15 protein-coding genes are annotated in these 15,977 nt (G+C 42.2%); 2 read left to right on the top strand and 13 right to left on the bottom strand.

All coding sequences use genetic code 11. From position 1 onward, the window contains the following. Positions 1–374: 374 nt before the first annotated feature. The gene (gene kynU / locus OU683_RS15230; RefSeq protein ID WP_268139816.1) at positions 375–1,658 is read right to left on the bottom strand and encodes a kynureninase; all 1,284 of its coding nucleotides are present in this window, start codon (positions 1,656–1,658) and stop codon (positions 375–377) included. Positions 1,659–1,839: 181 nt separating this feature from the next. Here kynU and OU683_RS15225 point away from each other — a divergent pair, with 181 nt between their 5' ends. Beyond that, complete coding sequence (locus tag OU683_RS15225; protein ID WP_268139814.1) at positions 1,840–2,229, top strand: endonuclease domain-containing protein; 390 nt, start codon at positions 1,840–1,842, stop codon at positions 2,227–2,229. Positions 2,230–2,315: 86 nt separating this feature from the next. Here the strand turns inward: OU683_RS15225 and OU683_RS15220 are convergent, their stop codons facing one another. The 9 genes from OU683_RS15220 to grpE all read right to left on the bottom strand — a co-directional run bounded on the left by OU683_RS15220 (position 2,316) and on the right by grpE (position 12,911). Further along, a complete protein-coding gene (locus tag OU683_RS15220; RefSeq protein ID WP_268139812.1) occupies positions 2,316–2,957 on the bottom strand; it encodes an O-methyltransferase in 642 nt (213 codons plus the stop codon). A 192-nt stretch (positions 2,958–3,149) separates the two neighbouring features. Further along, positions 3,150–3,431, bottom strand: a complete 282-nt coding sequence (locus OU683_RS15215; protein WP_268139810.1) for a Sec-independent protein translocase subunit TatA/TatB — start codon at positions 3,429–3,431, stop codon at positions 3,150–3,152. A gap of 494 nt (positions 3,432–3,925) precedes the next feature. After that, positions 3,926–6,235 carry a M1 family aminopeptidase gene (locus tag OU683_RS15210; RefSeq protein ID WP_268139808.1) on the bottom strand — a complete coding sequence of 770 codons (2,310 nt, stop codon included), beginning with the start codon at positions 6,233–6,235 and terminating at the stop codon, positions 3,926–3,928. 54 nt (positions 6,236–6,289) lie between these two features. Beyond that, positions 6,290–6,793, bottom strand: a complete 504-nt coding sequence (locus OU683_RS15205) for a DUF6702 family protein (RefSeq protein ID WP_268139806.1) — start codon at positions 6,791–6,793, stop codon at positions 6,290–6,292. 559 nt (positions 6,794–7,352) lie between these two features. Continuing rightward, positions 7,353–8,516, bottom strand: a complete 1,164-nt coding sequence (locus tag OU683_RS15200; RefSeq protein WP_268139804.1) for a sigma-54-dependent transcriptional regulator — start codon at positions 8,514–8,516, stop codon at positions 7,353–7,355. Between the two features lie 210 nt (positions 8,517–8,726). Then, complete coding sequence (locus OU683_RS15195) at positions 8,727–10,019, bottom strand: ABC transporter permease (RefSeq protein WP_268139802.1); 1,293 nt, start codon at positions 10,017–10,019, stop codon at positions 8,727–8,729. Then, positions 10,012–10,941, bottom strand: coding sequence for an ABC transporter ATP-binding protein (locus OU683_RS15190; protein ID WP_268139800.1), 930 nt, complete (start codon positions 10,939–10,941; stop codon positions 10,012–10,014). Before OU683_RS15190 ends, OU683_RS15195 begins: the two co-directional genes overlap by 8 nt. A 219-nt stretch (positions 10,942–11,160) precedes the next feature. Further along, entirely contained in the window at positions 11,161–12,288 is a 1,128-nt protein-coding gene (gene dnaJ, locus OU683_RS15185; protein ID WP_268139798.1) for a molecular chaperone DnaJ, read from the bottom strand. Positions 12,289–12,317: 29 nt separating this feature from the next. Beyond that, on the bottom strand, positions 12,318–12,911 hold the full coding sequence (grpE, locus tag OU683_RS15180; protein ID WP_268139796.1) for a nucleotide exchange factor GrpE: 594 nt from the start codon (positions 12,909–12,911) through the stop codon (positions 12,318–12,320). Positions 12,912–13,062: 151 nt separating this feature from the next. Between grpE and OU683_RS15175 the strand changes: the two genes are divergently transcribed. Then, the gene (locus tag OU683_RS15175) at positions 13,063–13,743 is read left to right on the top strand and encodes a YceI family protein (RefSeq protein ID WP_268139793.1); all 681 of its coding nucleotides are present in this window, start codon (positions 13,063–13,065) and stop codon (positions 13,741–13,743) included. 37 nt (positions 13,744–13,780) lie between these two features. Here the strand turns inward: OU683_RS15175 and OU683_RS15170 are convergent, their stop codons facing one another. The 3 genes from OU683_RS15170 to OU683_RS15160 all read right to left on the bottom strand — a co-directional run bounded on the left by OU683_RS15170 (position 13,781) and on the right by OU683_RS15160 (position 15,932). Then, complete coding sequence (locus OU683_RS15170; protein ID WP_268139791.1) at positions 13,781–14,698, bottom strand: TIGR01777 family oxidoreductase; 918 nt, start codon at positions 14,696–14,698, stop codon at positions 13,781–13,783. 64 nt (positions 14,699–14,762) lie between these two features. Then, a complete protein-coding gene (mnmC2, locus tag OU683_RS15165) occupies positions 14,763–15,437 on the bottom strand; it encodes a tRNA (5-methylaminomethyl-2-thiouridine)(34)-methyltransferase MnmC2 (protein ID WP_268139788.1) in 675 nt (224 codons plus the stop codon). 3 nt (positions 15,438–15,440) lie between these two features. Further along, entirely contained in the window at positions 15,441–15,932 is a 492-nt protein-coding gene (locus OU683_RS15160) for a DUF4920 domain-containing protein (protein WP_268139786.1), read from the bottom strand. Positions 15,933–15,977: the final 45 nt, after the last annotated feature.

The raw sequence follows: 15,977 nt of genomic DNA, 5'->3' as shown, positions 1-15,977 counted from the left end.
TGTGATGTTGTGACGGAGTGACCGAGTAATGGAGTGACATGGAAAAGCTTTTGCTGTTGGCTTTTGGCCATTAGCTACTAGCTTAATTAATGCACGAAGGTCAGTGGACAAAGGACAAGCTAACGTCACCCTGAACTTGTTTCAGGGTCTTCACGTTGCAATCCATTTGTACTTAGGATATATTGCCGTACCTACGGCACTCCTTGTTCACGACCTCGGTATTTTTTACCAATATGTCGTCCCTCCGGTACTGGTATCGCAATAAGAGTCCTCGTAATAGATCTTCCGTTCTATGCAGCTGTTCCCAGGTGAAAGTCATACCTCCATCTTCACATTTCCACATCTTCAAATCCTCGAAAGACACTGTCTGGTTTCTAGACTCTAGTTTCTAGATTCTCCAAAAAATATCCCTTCAACACCTTTCCAAACTCCCACATATCCTCAAAAGAACAATAAAAAGGTGCCGGTGCTAAGCGTATAACATTCGGTTCCCGCCAATCGGTTACTACACCATTCTTCATAAGATAATGAAACAGCTCTTTCCCCTGCCCGTGGAGAAACACGGAAAGCTGAGTACCTCTTTCTTCCGGGGTAATTATTTCAAAATCCCCTCCAACATCTTCTGCAACTTCTTTCAGAATAAATTCCAGATAAGCTACGATCTTGTTTCGTTTTTCGATCAAGGCAGGCATTCCCACCTCTCCAAATAATTCCAGTGACGCCAGGTAAGGCGCTAAAGCCAATATTGGAGCATTGGAGATCTGCCAGGCGTTCGCATTTGGTTCGGGTTGGAATTCCGGTTCCATTAAAAAGCGTCTTCCTTTATTGTGCCCCCACCAGCCTTCAAAACGAGGGATATCTTTCTTACCATGATATCGTTCATGAACATAACAACCCGACGCATTTCCCGGCCCGGAATTCATGTACTTATAGCTGCACCAGGCGGCAAAATCTACTCCCCACTCATGAAGCTTCAGCTCTACATTACCGGCGGCATGTGCAAGATCCCACCCTACAAAAGCCCCAATCTCTTTTCCTGCTCTAGTAATGGTTTCCATTTCCAGCACCTGGCCGTTATAATAATTCACGCCTCCCATTAAGACAAGGGCACACTCCTCTCCTAGTTCCTCAATCTTCGCCAGAATATCTTCCGACCTGAAATGATGTTCTCCCTCCCTTTTCTTCACCTCCACAATAGCCTCCTCCGGATCCAGGCCATGGAATCGCACCTGACTCGCCACCATGTACTGGTCACTGGGAAAAGCCTTTTCCTCCATAATGATCTTAAAACGCTGCTTTGTTGGGCGATAAAAGGAAACCATCAACAAGTGAAGGTTTACCGTTAGCGTATTCATTACTGTTACTTCACAAGGTTTTGCCCCAACAACAGGAGCCAGCTTCCCGGCAAATCTTTCATGATAGTCCCACCACGGCTTCGCTGCCTCAAAATGCCCTTCCACCGCCAGCTCCGCCCAGTCGGTCATGATCTCATCCACATATTTCCTTGCATTCTTTGGCTGCAGACCCAGAGAATTCCCTGTGAAGTAAATTACTTCTTTGCCATTGACTTTAGGAAGGAGAAATTGATCTCTATAGGATCGAAGTGGATCTTGTTGATCGAGTTGTTGGGCAAATTCTTTAGTGTTTTCGAAAGTCATTCCTGAAAGTTTGGTTCAAAAATACGTTTTTTTTGGAGGGATGGATAACACTTTTTCCGGGCCGCTCTAGGGTTGAGGCAGAACCATACAAGAGAATCCAATAAAGTGGTTAACAGTGGAAAAACAAATTCTTTGGCCCCTCCCTAAAGGGTGAGAATTAGTTTTTCCTAAATTTACTGTAGTGAAAAAAGATAATCCATATCATGACAACAGCATGTGGAAAGGTGCTCAATCTGAAATTTTCAAGCGGGAAGAGAACCTTCGCAACTACCCGACAGAGGCAGAAAAACTTCTGTGGGAAAAATTAATTTGTGATCCTTTCAAAACATACCATTTTAGGAGGCAACACCCCATACACCACTTCATTGCTGATTTTTACTCACATCAACTGAAATTAGTAATTGAAGTGGATGGAGAATATCACGAAAGTTCAGAGCAAAAAATAAAAGATCAAACCCGTACTGAACTAATTCAGTTTCAAGACATAAATGTTATTCGCTTCACAAATCAGCAGGTGATTCAAAATATGGAGAAAGTTTTAAAAATTATTTCTGAAAAGATCAATTCCTAAACCTTTTTCCGGCTCCCTTTAGTCCCGATAGCTATCGGGAGGGGCAAAACGGAAAAAGCAAACGGCCAAAAGCTAAAAGCTAAAGGCTATTTCCTCCTTGAAATAGTCAATCCATCTCTCACAGGCAATATTACCGTTTCCAGCCTTTCATCTTCTGCTAATAATTTATTGTATTCCAAAAGAGCTTTGGTAGATTCATCATCTTCTTTGACCGGTTCCACTACCTTCCCGCTCCAGAGTACATTATCTGAAAGTATGACCCCGCCGGGCCGAAGCTTCTCCATGATCTGCTGAAAATAAGTTGGATAATTTGGTTTATCGGCATCTATAAAGACAAGGTCAAAATCGGCTTTTAGGGAGGGAATGATCTCTGTAGCATCACCAAGATGTTGTATGATCCGTTCTTTCCAGGGAGAGGCTTCAAAATACCTTTTTTGAAGATCAATCAGTTCCTCATTGATGTCAATGGTGTGAAGTACGCCATCGTTTTTCATTCCTTCTGCTAAGCATAAAGCAGAATACCCGGTATAAGTACCAATCTCTAAAATGTTCTGTGGATTTATTATTTTGGATAACAGGCTCAACAACCTGCCCTGGTAATGTCCGCTTAGCATCCTCGGTTGCAGGACCTTCTGGTTGGTTTCCCGGTTTAATTGCTGAAGTAATTCTGGTTCTTTGGCTGAGTGTGCTACAACGTAATCGTCTATTTCTTGAGGAAGAAAATGCATTTGGATGTTAGATCTTAGAAGTTAGAATTACGAAGTTAGTATTTCTTTTGTAGCGCTGTACGCAATTAACTGTTAGCTGTGGCTTTTTTATTCCCTGTCACCCCTAGCCGTGGGGCAAAGGGTTCATTTAAAAGGTTTTAAAAAGGGCAGATGATGCGTGAAATTCGGGAGTGGAATTTTATGCCTGAAAGATTAAAATCTTCGTTTGATAGAACCGGTTAGCTCCTCTATTTCTTCTTTTACTTTGTCAACTTCTTTTTTGACATCATCACCTACAGAAGTATCCATACCATGCTTTTCGGCGCTGCGCATTACTTCCGATTTAATATCGTTGGTAGCGTTTTTTATGCTGCGCATGCCTTTTCCCAGACCACGGGCGATCTCTGGAATCTTGTCGGCACCAAAAACCATTACCAGGATAAACATGATAAAGCCAATCTCGGCACCACTAATAAATAACGGAAGTGTTTGCATACGTTGCAAATATACTCACTATTCCAATCACTAAAAAAACCGTGTTGTTAAAAACAACATGAAAGACCGTTCGGCTGCAAGAGTTAAAACTCAAGACTTGAACATCCCGCCCTACGGCATACCTCCCTGGAGGGCCGGGAGGATGAACAATTTCTTTATGCTGCGCTCCCTCCTGTGGAGGGCAGAGAGGTTTTACCTCCCCACCCGCCTGCGGCGGGCACCCCTCCTTGAAAAGGAGGGGAACTCACAGGTGCCTTCGGCACCACTGCCTTCGGCAGCACAAGCGTCTAAAATCAGCACTAAAACCTCACTTTCCCTCTCTTGAAGGGGCCGGGGGAGGGTGGGCACAAAAAAGACCCTCCAAAAAGGAGGGTCTAATAAATTTCTTATTTAAATTCCTCCGAAGGAGGAAAACACCTTCAGGTGTTTTGAACCCAATTCGCTTCCCTCCTTTTTTCAAGGAGGGGTGGCAGGCGAAAGCCTGTCGGGGTAGTCTAGCCCTGGTTCTGCTCCTTGAATTCCTGAAACTTATCCACCTCAGCTTCCTTAGGCCATGAATTATTGTTCACATTCACATCGGCAGTTTCCAGGTCGGGATCCACTACTATTTTAGTGATCTCCTTATCTGTAGCCAAAGCCCTGCTTACCTGCTGGTCATTCTTTCTCCAGATTTGCGCAGGATAGGTTACTTTTTCAGAAGTACCATCAGCATAAGTATATTCCACTATGACAGGCATAACCAATCCGCCTGGTTTATTAAAGGTCACCTGATAGAAATACTTCGGCATTTTCATCTCTGCTCTTTGTTGCGGAGTGAAATTATCCATCATGTATTCATTAAGAGTCGGTGCATTTTCCGCAGGAGTTTTTCCTTTCATATTTGCATCAAACTTTTCACTGCCTTCTTCCACCACGTAAACCAAGTCCATAGAAGATGGATCTTCAACTCCATAGCGTTTAAGCAATTCGGTACCTTGTTTGGTAGGTTTATCTGTCACGTGAAACTTCTTAACTTCCTCTACTCCTATATCGACAAAATCTGTAGAATAGAACCAACCTCTCCAGAACCAGTCAAGATCAACAGCCGATGCATCTTCCATAGTTCTAAAGAAATCTTCGGGCGTTGGGTGCTTGAACATCCATCTCTGGGCGTATGTCTTAAATGCGTAGTCAAAAAGCTCTTTTCCCATTACTGTCTCCCTAAGGATATTTAATGCAGTCGCGGGTTTTCCGTAGGCATTGTTCCCTAATTGATAAACATTCTCGGGATTTGACATGATAGGAGCAATATATTTTTGATCTCCTTTCATATAGTTCACGATCCTGGCGGGCTCTCCCCTTCTAGAAGGATATTTGGTGTGTGGCGCTATATCTTCTGGATATTTCTCCCCGTACTCCTGCTCGGCCACATATTGCATAAAAGTATCAAGACCTTCATCCATCCATCCCCATTGACGCTCATCTGAGTTTACGATCATAGGAAAAAAATTATGCCCAACCTCGTGGATTATTACACTCATCATTCCATACTTCACACGGTCACTATAGGTCCCGTCTTCATTTGGCCGACCATAGTTCCACGAGATCATAGGATACTCCATCCCCTGATTCTTGGCGTGAACCGAAATTGATTTAGGATAAGGATAAGTAAAGGTGTGGTCTGAATAAGACTTCAATGTATGTGCAACTACCTTTGTGGAATAATCTTCCCACAGTGGATTTCCTTCTTTTGGGTAAAGTGACACTGCCATGACATCTTTTTCTCCCAAGTCAACAGCCATCATATCCCATATAAACTTGCGTGAAGTGGCAAAGGCAAAATCCCTAACCATATCGGCCTTAAGTTTCCAGGTTTTTTTCTTGTCCGAAAAGCCTTTTTCGGCAGCTTCAGCTTCTTCCTGAGTCACGATCATCACAGGCTTATCATAAGATTTCTTAGCCTCCTCGTAACGACGCATCATTTCTTTTGAAAATACTTCCTTGCGGTTTACCAGTTCCCCGGTTCCGTCAAGAATATGATCTGCAGGAACAGTAATATTCACCTCATAATCCCCAAAAGGAAGCGCGAATTCTCCATTCCCCCAAAACTGGTAATTTTGCCATCCCTCTACATCATTGTAAACGGCCATACGTGGAAAGAACTGGGCAATAACATAAGCATTGTTCCCATCCTTCTCAAAGTTTTCATATCCCGAGCGGGCACGATCTGTAATGTGGTTGTTAATGTTGTACCACCATCCAATATCAAAGGTGAATTTCTCTCCTGCCTTTAATGGCTGCGGAAGGTCCACCCTCATCATGGTATTATTGATCACTGTTTTAAGAGGTTTACCATCAGCGCTCACTTCAGTAATATTGAACCCGCCGTCAAATGGTTCCTTCATATATTCTGAAACAAAATCTCCAGGCTGGGCCACCGGCGAAATGCCATTCCCATCTTTTAATTTTGCCACAGCATCTTTGGAACGTATATTTTGATCCAGTTGTACCCATAGGTACTCCAGGTCATCGGGGGAATTATTGTGGTAGGTAATGGTTTCGTGACCGGTCAATTTTTGATTACGATCATCAAGCTCGATATCCATTTTATAATCGGCTTCATTTTGATAGTAGGCCGGACCTGGAGCTCCACTTCCTGTGCGGTATTGATTTGGAGTTGAAAATTCCTGATACAGTTGCCGGAATTTATTCTCATTAATGTGTCCTCCTTCTGTTTGCTCCGTTTGCTGTTCAGTCTCCTGGGCAAAAACGCCCGCCGAAAACAGAATAAAAAAAGCTGCAAAGGCAGTTCTAATTGATCTCATATTTGAATTTAAGTTTAGGTTGCTAAAAATAATTGAATTCTGAAGTTTCACAATTTAGTTGCTGAAATTTATCGTACCGCTAAGGTTGTCTCTCATTAGCAGCAGACTTTTAATTTCCCCCTGTTGTTCCACCTTAACGACATTCTTTTGCTCCGGAAAAAGATCGGTTAAAATCCCATTTTCAACACGTATTTTTTTAATTGGCTCCACAACTTCAATCTCCAAATACACAAGTAGTTGATCTTTATCGTATTCTTTCCCGATATAATTAATGCTCCTGTCTTTCCCATTTACGCTTACGCGGAATTTATCCTTAAAATATTTTTGTATGTATGCATCGGCTCCGGGATGTTCATCTCCTTTTACTAAAGCAAGTTTATCACTATAGCGCGCCTGAAGGAGTTTCTCCATATCATCTGTAAAAACATGCGAAATGATCTGCAGGGATTTTTGCTTTTCATTGTATTCAATATCGGTTGCACTAACATAGAATTTATGTGCAGCAGTGAATGCCAGGAGCGGTAGGAGAGCCAAAAAAAATAGTATTGTCTTTTTCATGAATTTATTTGTACCTGAAGTTATCACCTTAACTACAAAGACCGTTCCACAGCAGGTATAGTGTATAAGACTGGGAGAATTCAAAAAGGTTTAATATTAGTTTGGGGTTGAGAATTTGAAGTACGGAGAATCGTTTTCTACGTCTTTAGGAACAGGGAAGATAATCCAGAGTACTAAAATACACTTATGTCTTTTTAATCCATCTGCTGCAGGAGATTGAGCGAAAATTGAAAAAGCCCCCAGAGGGGCGGCATATCGATAGCCCGGGGCTTCAGACTTGGGTTAAAAGCACCACAACAAGAGCCCTCTGTAGGGGCGACAGACAACTCCCCACCCCGTCCTGCAGACACCCCTTCGAAGGAGGGGACGATTACCGAGAAAGTTTAGAGTTAAAGATGGCGCAGTTCAAAAAGAAATTCTTACTCAACTACTGTGAGACTACCGCCCTTCCTTCCAGTGGTTCACAAAGACGGATCAAAGATCAGCTGGCACGGATTTACAAACACTGCCGGGACCCGAGTTCGGAACTTCGTACTTCTAACTTCTAAAATTTAACTTCTTATTTACTTGCAAACAACCTAACATCTTCTTCGCTTACTTCCTGTCCGCCCAGAATGATGAGTCTTTCAACAACGTTGCGAAGTTCGCGAATGTTTCCGGTCCAGTTGTATTCCTTGAGTAAATTCAAAGCACCTTCGGTAAAGGTCTTTTTAGGTACTCCCTGTTCTTCCGAGATCTTATCAGCAAAGAAATTCACCAGTAACGGAATATCCTCTTTTCTTTCGTTTAGCCCTGGAACCTGTATAAGGATTACGGCCAACCTGTGATAAAGGTCCTCCCGAAATTTATTCTCCTCGATTTCTTTTTTAAGATCTTTATTTGTTGCGGCAATTACGCGAACATTAACTTTAATGTCCTTATCACTTCCAACCCTTGAGATCTTGCTCTCCTGCAGTGCCCGCAGCACCTTGGCCTGAGCTGAGAGGCTCATATCGCCTACCTCATCAAGAAAGATAGTACCCCCATTGGCAGCTTCAAATTTCCCCGCCCTGTCTTTGTTGGCCGAGGTAAAAGCTCCTTTTACATGCCCAAAAAGTTCACTTTCTATTAATTCTGAAGGGATTGCTGCACAGTTGACTTCGATCATTGGTCCAGCCGAACGGTCACTTTTTTGGTGCAACCAATGTGCGACCAGCTCTTTTCCGGTTCCGTTAGGACCTGTTATAAGCACCCTTGCATCTGTAGGAGCAACTTTTTCAATAATATCTTTAATTTTGGTGATCGCTTCAGATTCTCCGATCATTTCGAAGTTCTTACCTACTTTCTTCTTGAGTCGGGTATTTTCAACCATTAGTTCCTTACGGTCGAGGGCATTACGAACTGTATTCAAAAGTCTGTTGAGATCGGGGGGTTTGGAGATATAATCAAAAGCCCCCATGCGCATAGTGTTTACTGCTGTATCGAGATCTCCATGGCCGGAGATCATCACAATCGGGATTTCTGGCTTGATCTTCTTTACTGCCTCCAGCACCTCTACTCCATCCATCTTCGGCATTTTGATATCGCACAGAATAAGATCGTATTCCTGTTCTTTTATTTTTTCGATCCCCTCAAGTCCGTCGGCAGCTTCCTCCACTTCATAAGAAGAATTTTCTTCGGTAAGGATCTTAATAAGTACTCTTCTAATGGCTGCTTCGTCTTCGATCAACAGTATTTTTGGCATGCTTTTAAATTTTTAAATTATATCCCGCTTCGGCCATAAAAAGCTTTTTCTTTATTTATGATACACATCATCTTTTTGGTCGTTCCTAATCCCAATGTCAATCTTAAGGGTATGGCCGGTATACAGGTAATATACTAAGTTTTTTCATTGTTTGGCTGGTTAACCCTGTAAAGTAACACAACCTCTTTTGGGAACCCTCTCAAAAAAATCTTAATATTTAAGCCACTTGTAGAGATCCTTATACCCTGGTTTTTTCCCATACATAAGGATCCCGACTCTGTAAATTTTAGCTGCTATCCATACCACTCCCGCTATTGTAAGAATGAGTATCCCGATAGAAAGCGCCAGCTCCCACCACGCCACACCAAAAGGAATTCTCATGAGCATGACTATTGGTGAGGTTAGTGGCACCATGGAGAACACGGTTGAAACCACCCCATGCGGGTTTTCTATCACCGCAAAAAAGCCCACGTAGATTCCCAGCATCAGTGGAAGTATAACCGGAAGCATGAATTGCTGCGTATCGGTTTCATTATCGACAGCTGCGCCAATGGCCGCATAAATTGCGCTGTAAAGAAAATAGCCGCCAATAAAATAGACCAGGAAACTCACCAGCAATAACAGCATAGGTAATTTGGCTATATCAATTACAAGCTGCTGGAGTTCATTGTCTGATATCTGCTCCATGGCCTGCTGCTGTGGGCCATGAACCTCTCCTATATCAACTCCTGCAATAATAGATACAAGACTTAACATTACTCCTCCCAGGATCACCCAAATTACAAACTGGGTAATTCCCGCAAGAGAGGTGCCCAGTATTTTTCCGAGCATAAGGTGAATGGGTTTTACCGAAGAAATTATTATCTCAATGATCCTGTTCGTTTTTTCCTCGATCACACTCCGCATCACCATATTTCCGTAGATGATTATGAACATCATCAAAAGGTAACCGGCTGCCCCGCCAAAGATCATCTTTACATAAGTAGACATCTTCGAGGTTTTTTCTCCCGAAAAATTCTGGATCCCTATCTCCACCTTTGTTTGGGAAGCTTCAATTAAATTCACGTCTATGCCTCGAGCCAGCAGCTGTTGATTGGTAAGTTTGTCTCCTATAGTCTTCTCCACCTGAGAAAGAAATCCAAAGGCAGGCGCTTCTTTGGCGAAGAATTGAATATCGGGAACTGTGTTATTCTGAAACTTCGGAATGTACAGCAGCCCAAAATATTCCTGCTCTTTTACAATGGTCTTGGCTGCTTCAAGATCGATACTGGAAAGATCAATGAATCTTACATCGTCAGAATCATTAAAATCTCCTACGAACTGTTCGCTTTCATCATTGATGGCCACAACGCGCTGTTCGTTAGAATTGAGATTGACCAGATAAGCAATGAGCACGATCATCCCCACCAGAATGAGAGGGCTCAAAAATGTCATTAAAACAAAGGCTTTATTTTTCACCCTTGCCAGGTATTCCCTCTTGATTATTAGCTTCAGGTTACGCATTGGTGGTCACAGTTTTTATGAAAATATCATTTACAGAAGGGATCACCTCCACGAAATGGTTTACCTCTGCCCGGGAGGTTAGGAAAGTAAGCAGGTCATTGGGAGAGGATTTTTCTCCTATCTGGATCTGTAGTTTCAGGTCGTCATTAATGCTCTTAAATTCGGTATCAGAAATTCGGAATCTCTCCTCCAGTTCCTTTCGAAGACCTTCAGGATTCGCAGCCATCAATCCCACTTCATAGGTATTGGACTTGTAACGGCGTTTTATTTCAGTCACTTCCCCATCGAGCAATTTGTTTCCGCGGTGGATCAAAGCCATGTAATCACACATTTCTTCCACACTTTCCATGCGGTGGGTAGAAAAAAGTATGGTTGCACCTTCCTTTCGAAGTTGCAGGATCTCATCCTTGATGAGATTGGCGTTCACCGGGTCAAAACCGCTAAAAGGTTCATCAAAGATCAATAATTTTGGACGGTGTAATACAGTTACCACAAATTGAACCTTTTGTGCCATTCCCTTTGAAAGCTCCTGGATCTTTTTTCCCCACCAATCCTCTATTTGCAGGCGCTCAAACCAGTATTTAAGCCTTTCTTTGGCTTCTGCTTTGGACAATCCTTTTAATTGTGCCAAATACAAGGCCTGCTCCCCCACTTTCATGGATTTATATAGCCCCCGCTCTTCGGGCAGATAACCAATGTGTCTTATATCATCGGGCCGCAGAGCATGACCATCCAGCAATATCCCTCCTTTATCGGGTAGAGTGATTTGATTAATGATCCTTATAAAGGTAGTTTTTCCGGCTCCATTAGGTCCTAAAAGACCAAAAATACTACCTCTTGGGATCTCAAGAGAGACATCATTAAGTGCAGTAAATTCGCCGAATTGTTTTGAAACATTTTCTGCTACCAGAAGGTGATCCATAAATGTTGTTTGTATAAAGATATAGTTTTAAAAAAAGCCATGACGGCATTGGGAAGAATTTAAGAATCCTGCAGGCTGTCAATACCTTATTCCCTTAAAAGCAAAACCCACCCTTAATGACTTAAGGATGGGAAAAAAATTGCTATGAAAAAGAAAAATTTACCACTAACCTGAATTAGTGATGTTCAAATATATGTAAAAATTTTTAACAAATAAAAATTATGTAAACATATCTTTAACTTTTTCAAAAAATGATTTATCCGATTTTTCCGGTTTTGGCTGGAAGTGTTCATCGCTGGCCATACGTTCAAAGAAATCACGTTGTTCCCTGTTCAAAGTTTTTGGCGTCCATACATTTACGTGTACCAAAAGATCTCCTCTTCCGTAGCCATTAATGTTGGGAATACCCTTTCCACGAAGGCGCAGGATCTTACCAGATTGTACTCCTTCATCGATCTTTATGCGCACCTTACCAGATACTGTATCTATCTCTCTGGAGGTTCCTAAAACAGCTTCAGAAAGGCTTATGTAAAGGTCATAGTGCAGGTTATCTCCTTCCCGTTGCAGGACAGGATGTTCTTTTTCTTCTATAGCTACCAGCAGGTCTCCCGGAACTCCGTTACCAGGCGCTTCATTTCCTTTTCCCGAAACTTTAAGCTGCATTCCTTCTACTACCCCCGCAGGAATTTTAATTGAGACTGTCTCCTCGTTCACTACAAGACCTTGGGCATCGGCATCGGCAGGACGTTGGTCAATCATCTGTCCGCTTCCACCACATGTGGTACATGGAGTCGCTGTTTGCATGCGTCCCAGGATGGTATTGGTCACTCTGGTAACCTGTCCTGTTCCATTACAGGTTGAACAGGTTTTATAGGTAGTTCCCGGCGCCTGTACCTTGCGCTTAACTTTTATTTTCTTCTCTGCTCCATTGGCTATTTCTTCAAGGGTAAGAGCTACACGAATTCTTAGGTTACTACCTTTAACCCTGCGTTGGCCACCGCCTCCAAAGCCGCCTCCAAAGCCCGAAAATCCTCCGCCGCCGCCAAAGGCACCGCCAAAAATATCCCCAAACTGGCTAAAAATATCATCCATGTTCATTCCGCCACCGCCGCCAAAGCCGCCATTTTCGAAAGCCTGGTGACCAAAACGGTCATATCTCGCCCGCTTGTCTTCATTGCTTAGAACTTCATAAGCCTCGGCAGCCTTCTTAAACATCTCTTCTGCCTTAGTATCTCCCGGGTTCTTATCGGGGTGATATTCTATGGCCTTCTTGCGGTACGCCTTTTTGACCTCGGCTGTGGTCGCATTCTTGCTAATCCCTAATATTTCGTAATAATCCTGTTTCATGATATTTTTAAAATTCTCAAAATTAAAAGTTACTTGCCGGTCACCACCTTTGGATAACGTATGATGCGGTCACCAAGTTTATAACCTCTCTCCACTACGTCAACAACCTTGCCTTTTAATTTATCTTTTGGTGCAGGGATCTGCGTAATTGCTTCATGGATCTCGGGATCGAAGGTATCTCCTTCTTTTACCTTCATTTGTTCCAATCCTTTTGCACGCAATGTTTCCCTGAATTTATTGCTAATGAGTTCTACACCTTTCAACAATTCCTTGTCTTTAGCTTTATTAATCTCATTAATAGCGCGATCAAAATCATCCAGCACTGGCAACATTGCCACAATGACGTCCTGGCTGGCAGTTTTGAACATCTCTATTCGCTCCTTGCTGGTGCGGCGCTTGTAATTTTCAAACTCGGCGAATAATCGCAGGAACTTATCCTTTTCCTTCTCCAAATCGGCTTTAAGTTGCTCTTTTTCTGAAGTAGTCTCTTCCTGCGCAGTGTCCCCCTCATTGGTATCTTTACTTTCGGCTTCTTCTATTGCGTCATCAAGTATTTCCTCTACCTGATCTTTTATACTTTCGTCTTCTGAGTTATTCTCGTAGTTATGTTCTTTATCGCTCATGTGATACAAATTTTATTCTGTGAGACAGTTGGCAAAAGTACTGCCAAGAAACCTGAAATGCCAAAATGTCACGGGAAACTTTTAATATTCTATTGGGAAAAAACCACTGTTAAAATTTTAATTTTGCCAGCTTAATTTAATTTAGAGAATAATGAAAAAAAGAGTATTAAATTTTGTACTGGTAGCAGGAATTACCTTTGGAAGCGTTGCCTGCAAAAACGATAAAGAAAATAAAGTTGAACCGGGAGAGGCCCAGCAAGCGGCAGTTGCCGGGGAGGAGGCTATGACCTATGAGATTGATACAACTCAATCTACCATTGAATGGAGAGGTACCAAACCTACCGGGGAACACCAGGGAACCATCAATATACAGGATGGAACTTTAATGGCTACCATGGAAGAGATCACCAGCGGCCGTGTTGTAATAGATATGAATTCTATTAACGTGACAGATGAAGGAATAGACCCAAAAGATAAAACAAGTCTTGAAAATCACCTTAAAGGAACTGTTGAAGGAAAAGAAACAGACTTCTTTAATGTAAAGAAATTTCCAACTGCCACTTTCGAGATCACGGGAGTGATTGAAGAGAATGGAAAGAAAATGTTGCAGGGAAATCTTACTCTTAAAGAAGAAACCAAAAATATCCAGTTCCCGGTAACTTCAAATCTTGATGGAGAAACCATCACTCTTGAGAGTGAAACTTTCACTATTGACAGGACAGACTGGGGAGTGAATTATGGATCTAAATCTGTATTTGATAACCTTGGAGATAATTTCATTAGTGATGAAATGGAGTTAACTATTAACGTTACCGCAAGAAGAACAGAATAATTCTTCTCTCCAAAAATGACAAAAAACCGGCTATATATTAGCCGGTTTTTTTGTTTAATAAATCCTGGATTGCAGGTCTTAAATTCACATAATGAAAATCAAAACCTTCATCCTGGATTTTCCCGCTGCTCACTAATTGACTTCCCAGCACAACACTGGACATTTCTCCCATTACGGCCTTCAATGCCAGCCCGGGAACTTTTGGAAGCCAGAGTTTTTTATCAAGCGCGTATGCGACTTCTTTGGTGAGTTCCTCATTGGTTGCAGGATTTGGTGCTACGCCATTATATACCCCGGTGAGACCATTGGAAATAATATAAAGAAAAATCCTTGCCAAATCCCGAACATGTATCCAGGATTGCCACTGCTTCCCGGAACCCAGAGGTGCTCCTAAATTAAATTTTACAGGTTTCATGATCTGCGGTAATGCTCCGCCATCTGCCGACAGTACAATCCCAATGCGCACTTTTGCAACCCGAAGCTTTAGATCTTCGAATTTGTCGGCGGCAGCTTCCCATTTTTCAGAAACCTCTCCCAGGAAGTCATCTGCCACTACGTAATCATCTTCCTCATACATCTTACTCCTGGAGCTGGGATAGATCCCTATAGCACTGGCCGAAACCAATTGTCCCACCTCATGATCATTTTTCTCCAGAGTTTTGTACAGGAGATTTAAAGATTCTATCCGGCTATTAAGAATCTTTTTCTTGTTCGAATCTGTCCAGGGTTGAAAAACACTTGCACCTGCCAGGTTAATAATAGCGCCAACCCCTTCAAGGCATTTTAAATCAATCTCTCCCGAAGAAGGATTCCAGTAGTAACCGCGGTAAGTTTCGCTTTTTTCAATTTTGCCCTTACTTGTGGTGAGGAAATTTACTTTTATTCCCTGTTCATGACATTGACGTGTAATTTCGGAACCTATCAGGCCGGTGGCTCCGGTGATGAGAATACGCATTTTTATTTTTAATTTAATGGATATAAACGGGAGTACGTGCCGGTTTACCAAAGGTTTAACAAGGTCAAATTTTTGTCGCCCGCAACATTTCCCGTTTTCCCGGTGGCCCGGGTAATCTTTCCACGGCAAAGCCTGCAGCCTGCATCGCCCTTCTCACATCACCTTTGGCCGAATAGGTTACCAGAACTCCATTTTCTTTTAAAGTCCTGTACATATTTCTAAAGACTTCTTCGCTCCACAACTCCGGTTGTACCCGGGGACCAAATGCATCAAAGAATATGAGGTCAAATTCTTCAATTTCTGAAATATCACTAAAAAATTTCTTCTCCTTCTGAAGGTTGAAAAATGGGGAAATTTCATTCCTTCTCTCCCAGTTGGTCTCATGTAACTTTTTAAAAACTTCGGCAGCATTCTTTTCTGAAACAACTTCTGCATAATCCAGGGCCGAAAGTTCTTCTGTAGAAACCGGGTAAGCTTCCACGCCGGTATAATTTACATTCACCTTATTCCTTTCAGCTTCAAAAAAGGTAAGAAGGGCATTTAGACCCGTGCCAAATCCAATTTCAAGAATTGACAGCTGAGTGGATTTGTTTTTTTCTAGAAAATGAAAAAATCCAGTTTTTATAAAAACATGCAGCGCCTCCTGTAGGGCTCCATGTTTAGAATGATAGTGCTCATTCCACTCGGGAATGAAAATAGTGGCAGAACCGTCCCCGGTTTTAATAATTTCCCGTTTCAAAACCTATTTTTTGATCTTCACCCCATCTGCCAAAAAAGAAAGGGTAACAGCTGGCGAAATAATGGAGCTAACCTCCTCTTCAGATTTTCCTGCATCCTCGGCATAATGCTGTTGATCTTCCACAGACATTTCGGTCACATAAGCCTTTCCTTCCATAATAACTTCCTTGTTTTCAATATCTTTAGGAACAAAAAAAGCATAGTCTTTAAATTTAACCATCACCTCGTTTCCATCTTCCAGAGCGACTTTCATCCAGCAACCTTTGTTCTTGCAAACAGAAGCTACATCTGCTCTAAAAGTGACGCTTAAAGTGTCCCCCGGCTTCAGGTTTTTATAGCGCTCCTGCATGTGGTGAGCAGAAAGAATATTGGAGACCTCAACTTCCTCTCCCACAGAAAAATAAGCGTCATTTTTACCCGAATTTTTTTGCTGAGAAAAACCCGAAAAAGTTGTCATTATGGAAGCTAACAGCAGTATAAATCTAATATTTTTCATTATGTTCCTGTTAAAGGTTTGAAAAATTCAAATTAAGAGAAAATT

This window comes from Salinimicrobium sp. TH3 (assembly GCF_026676115.1).
In the GTDB taxonomy this organism is placed as follows: domain Bacteria; phylum Bacteroidota; class Bacteroidia; order Flavobacteriales; family Flavobacteriaceae; genus Salinimicrobium.
This window is presented reverse-complemented; position numbering and strand designations above follow the sequence as displayed.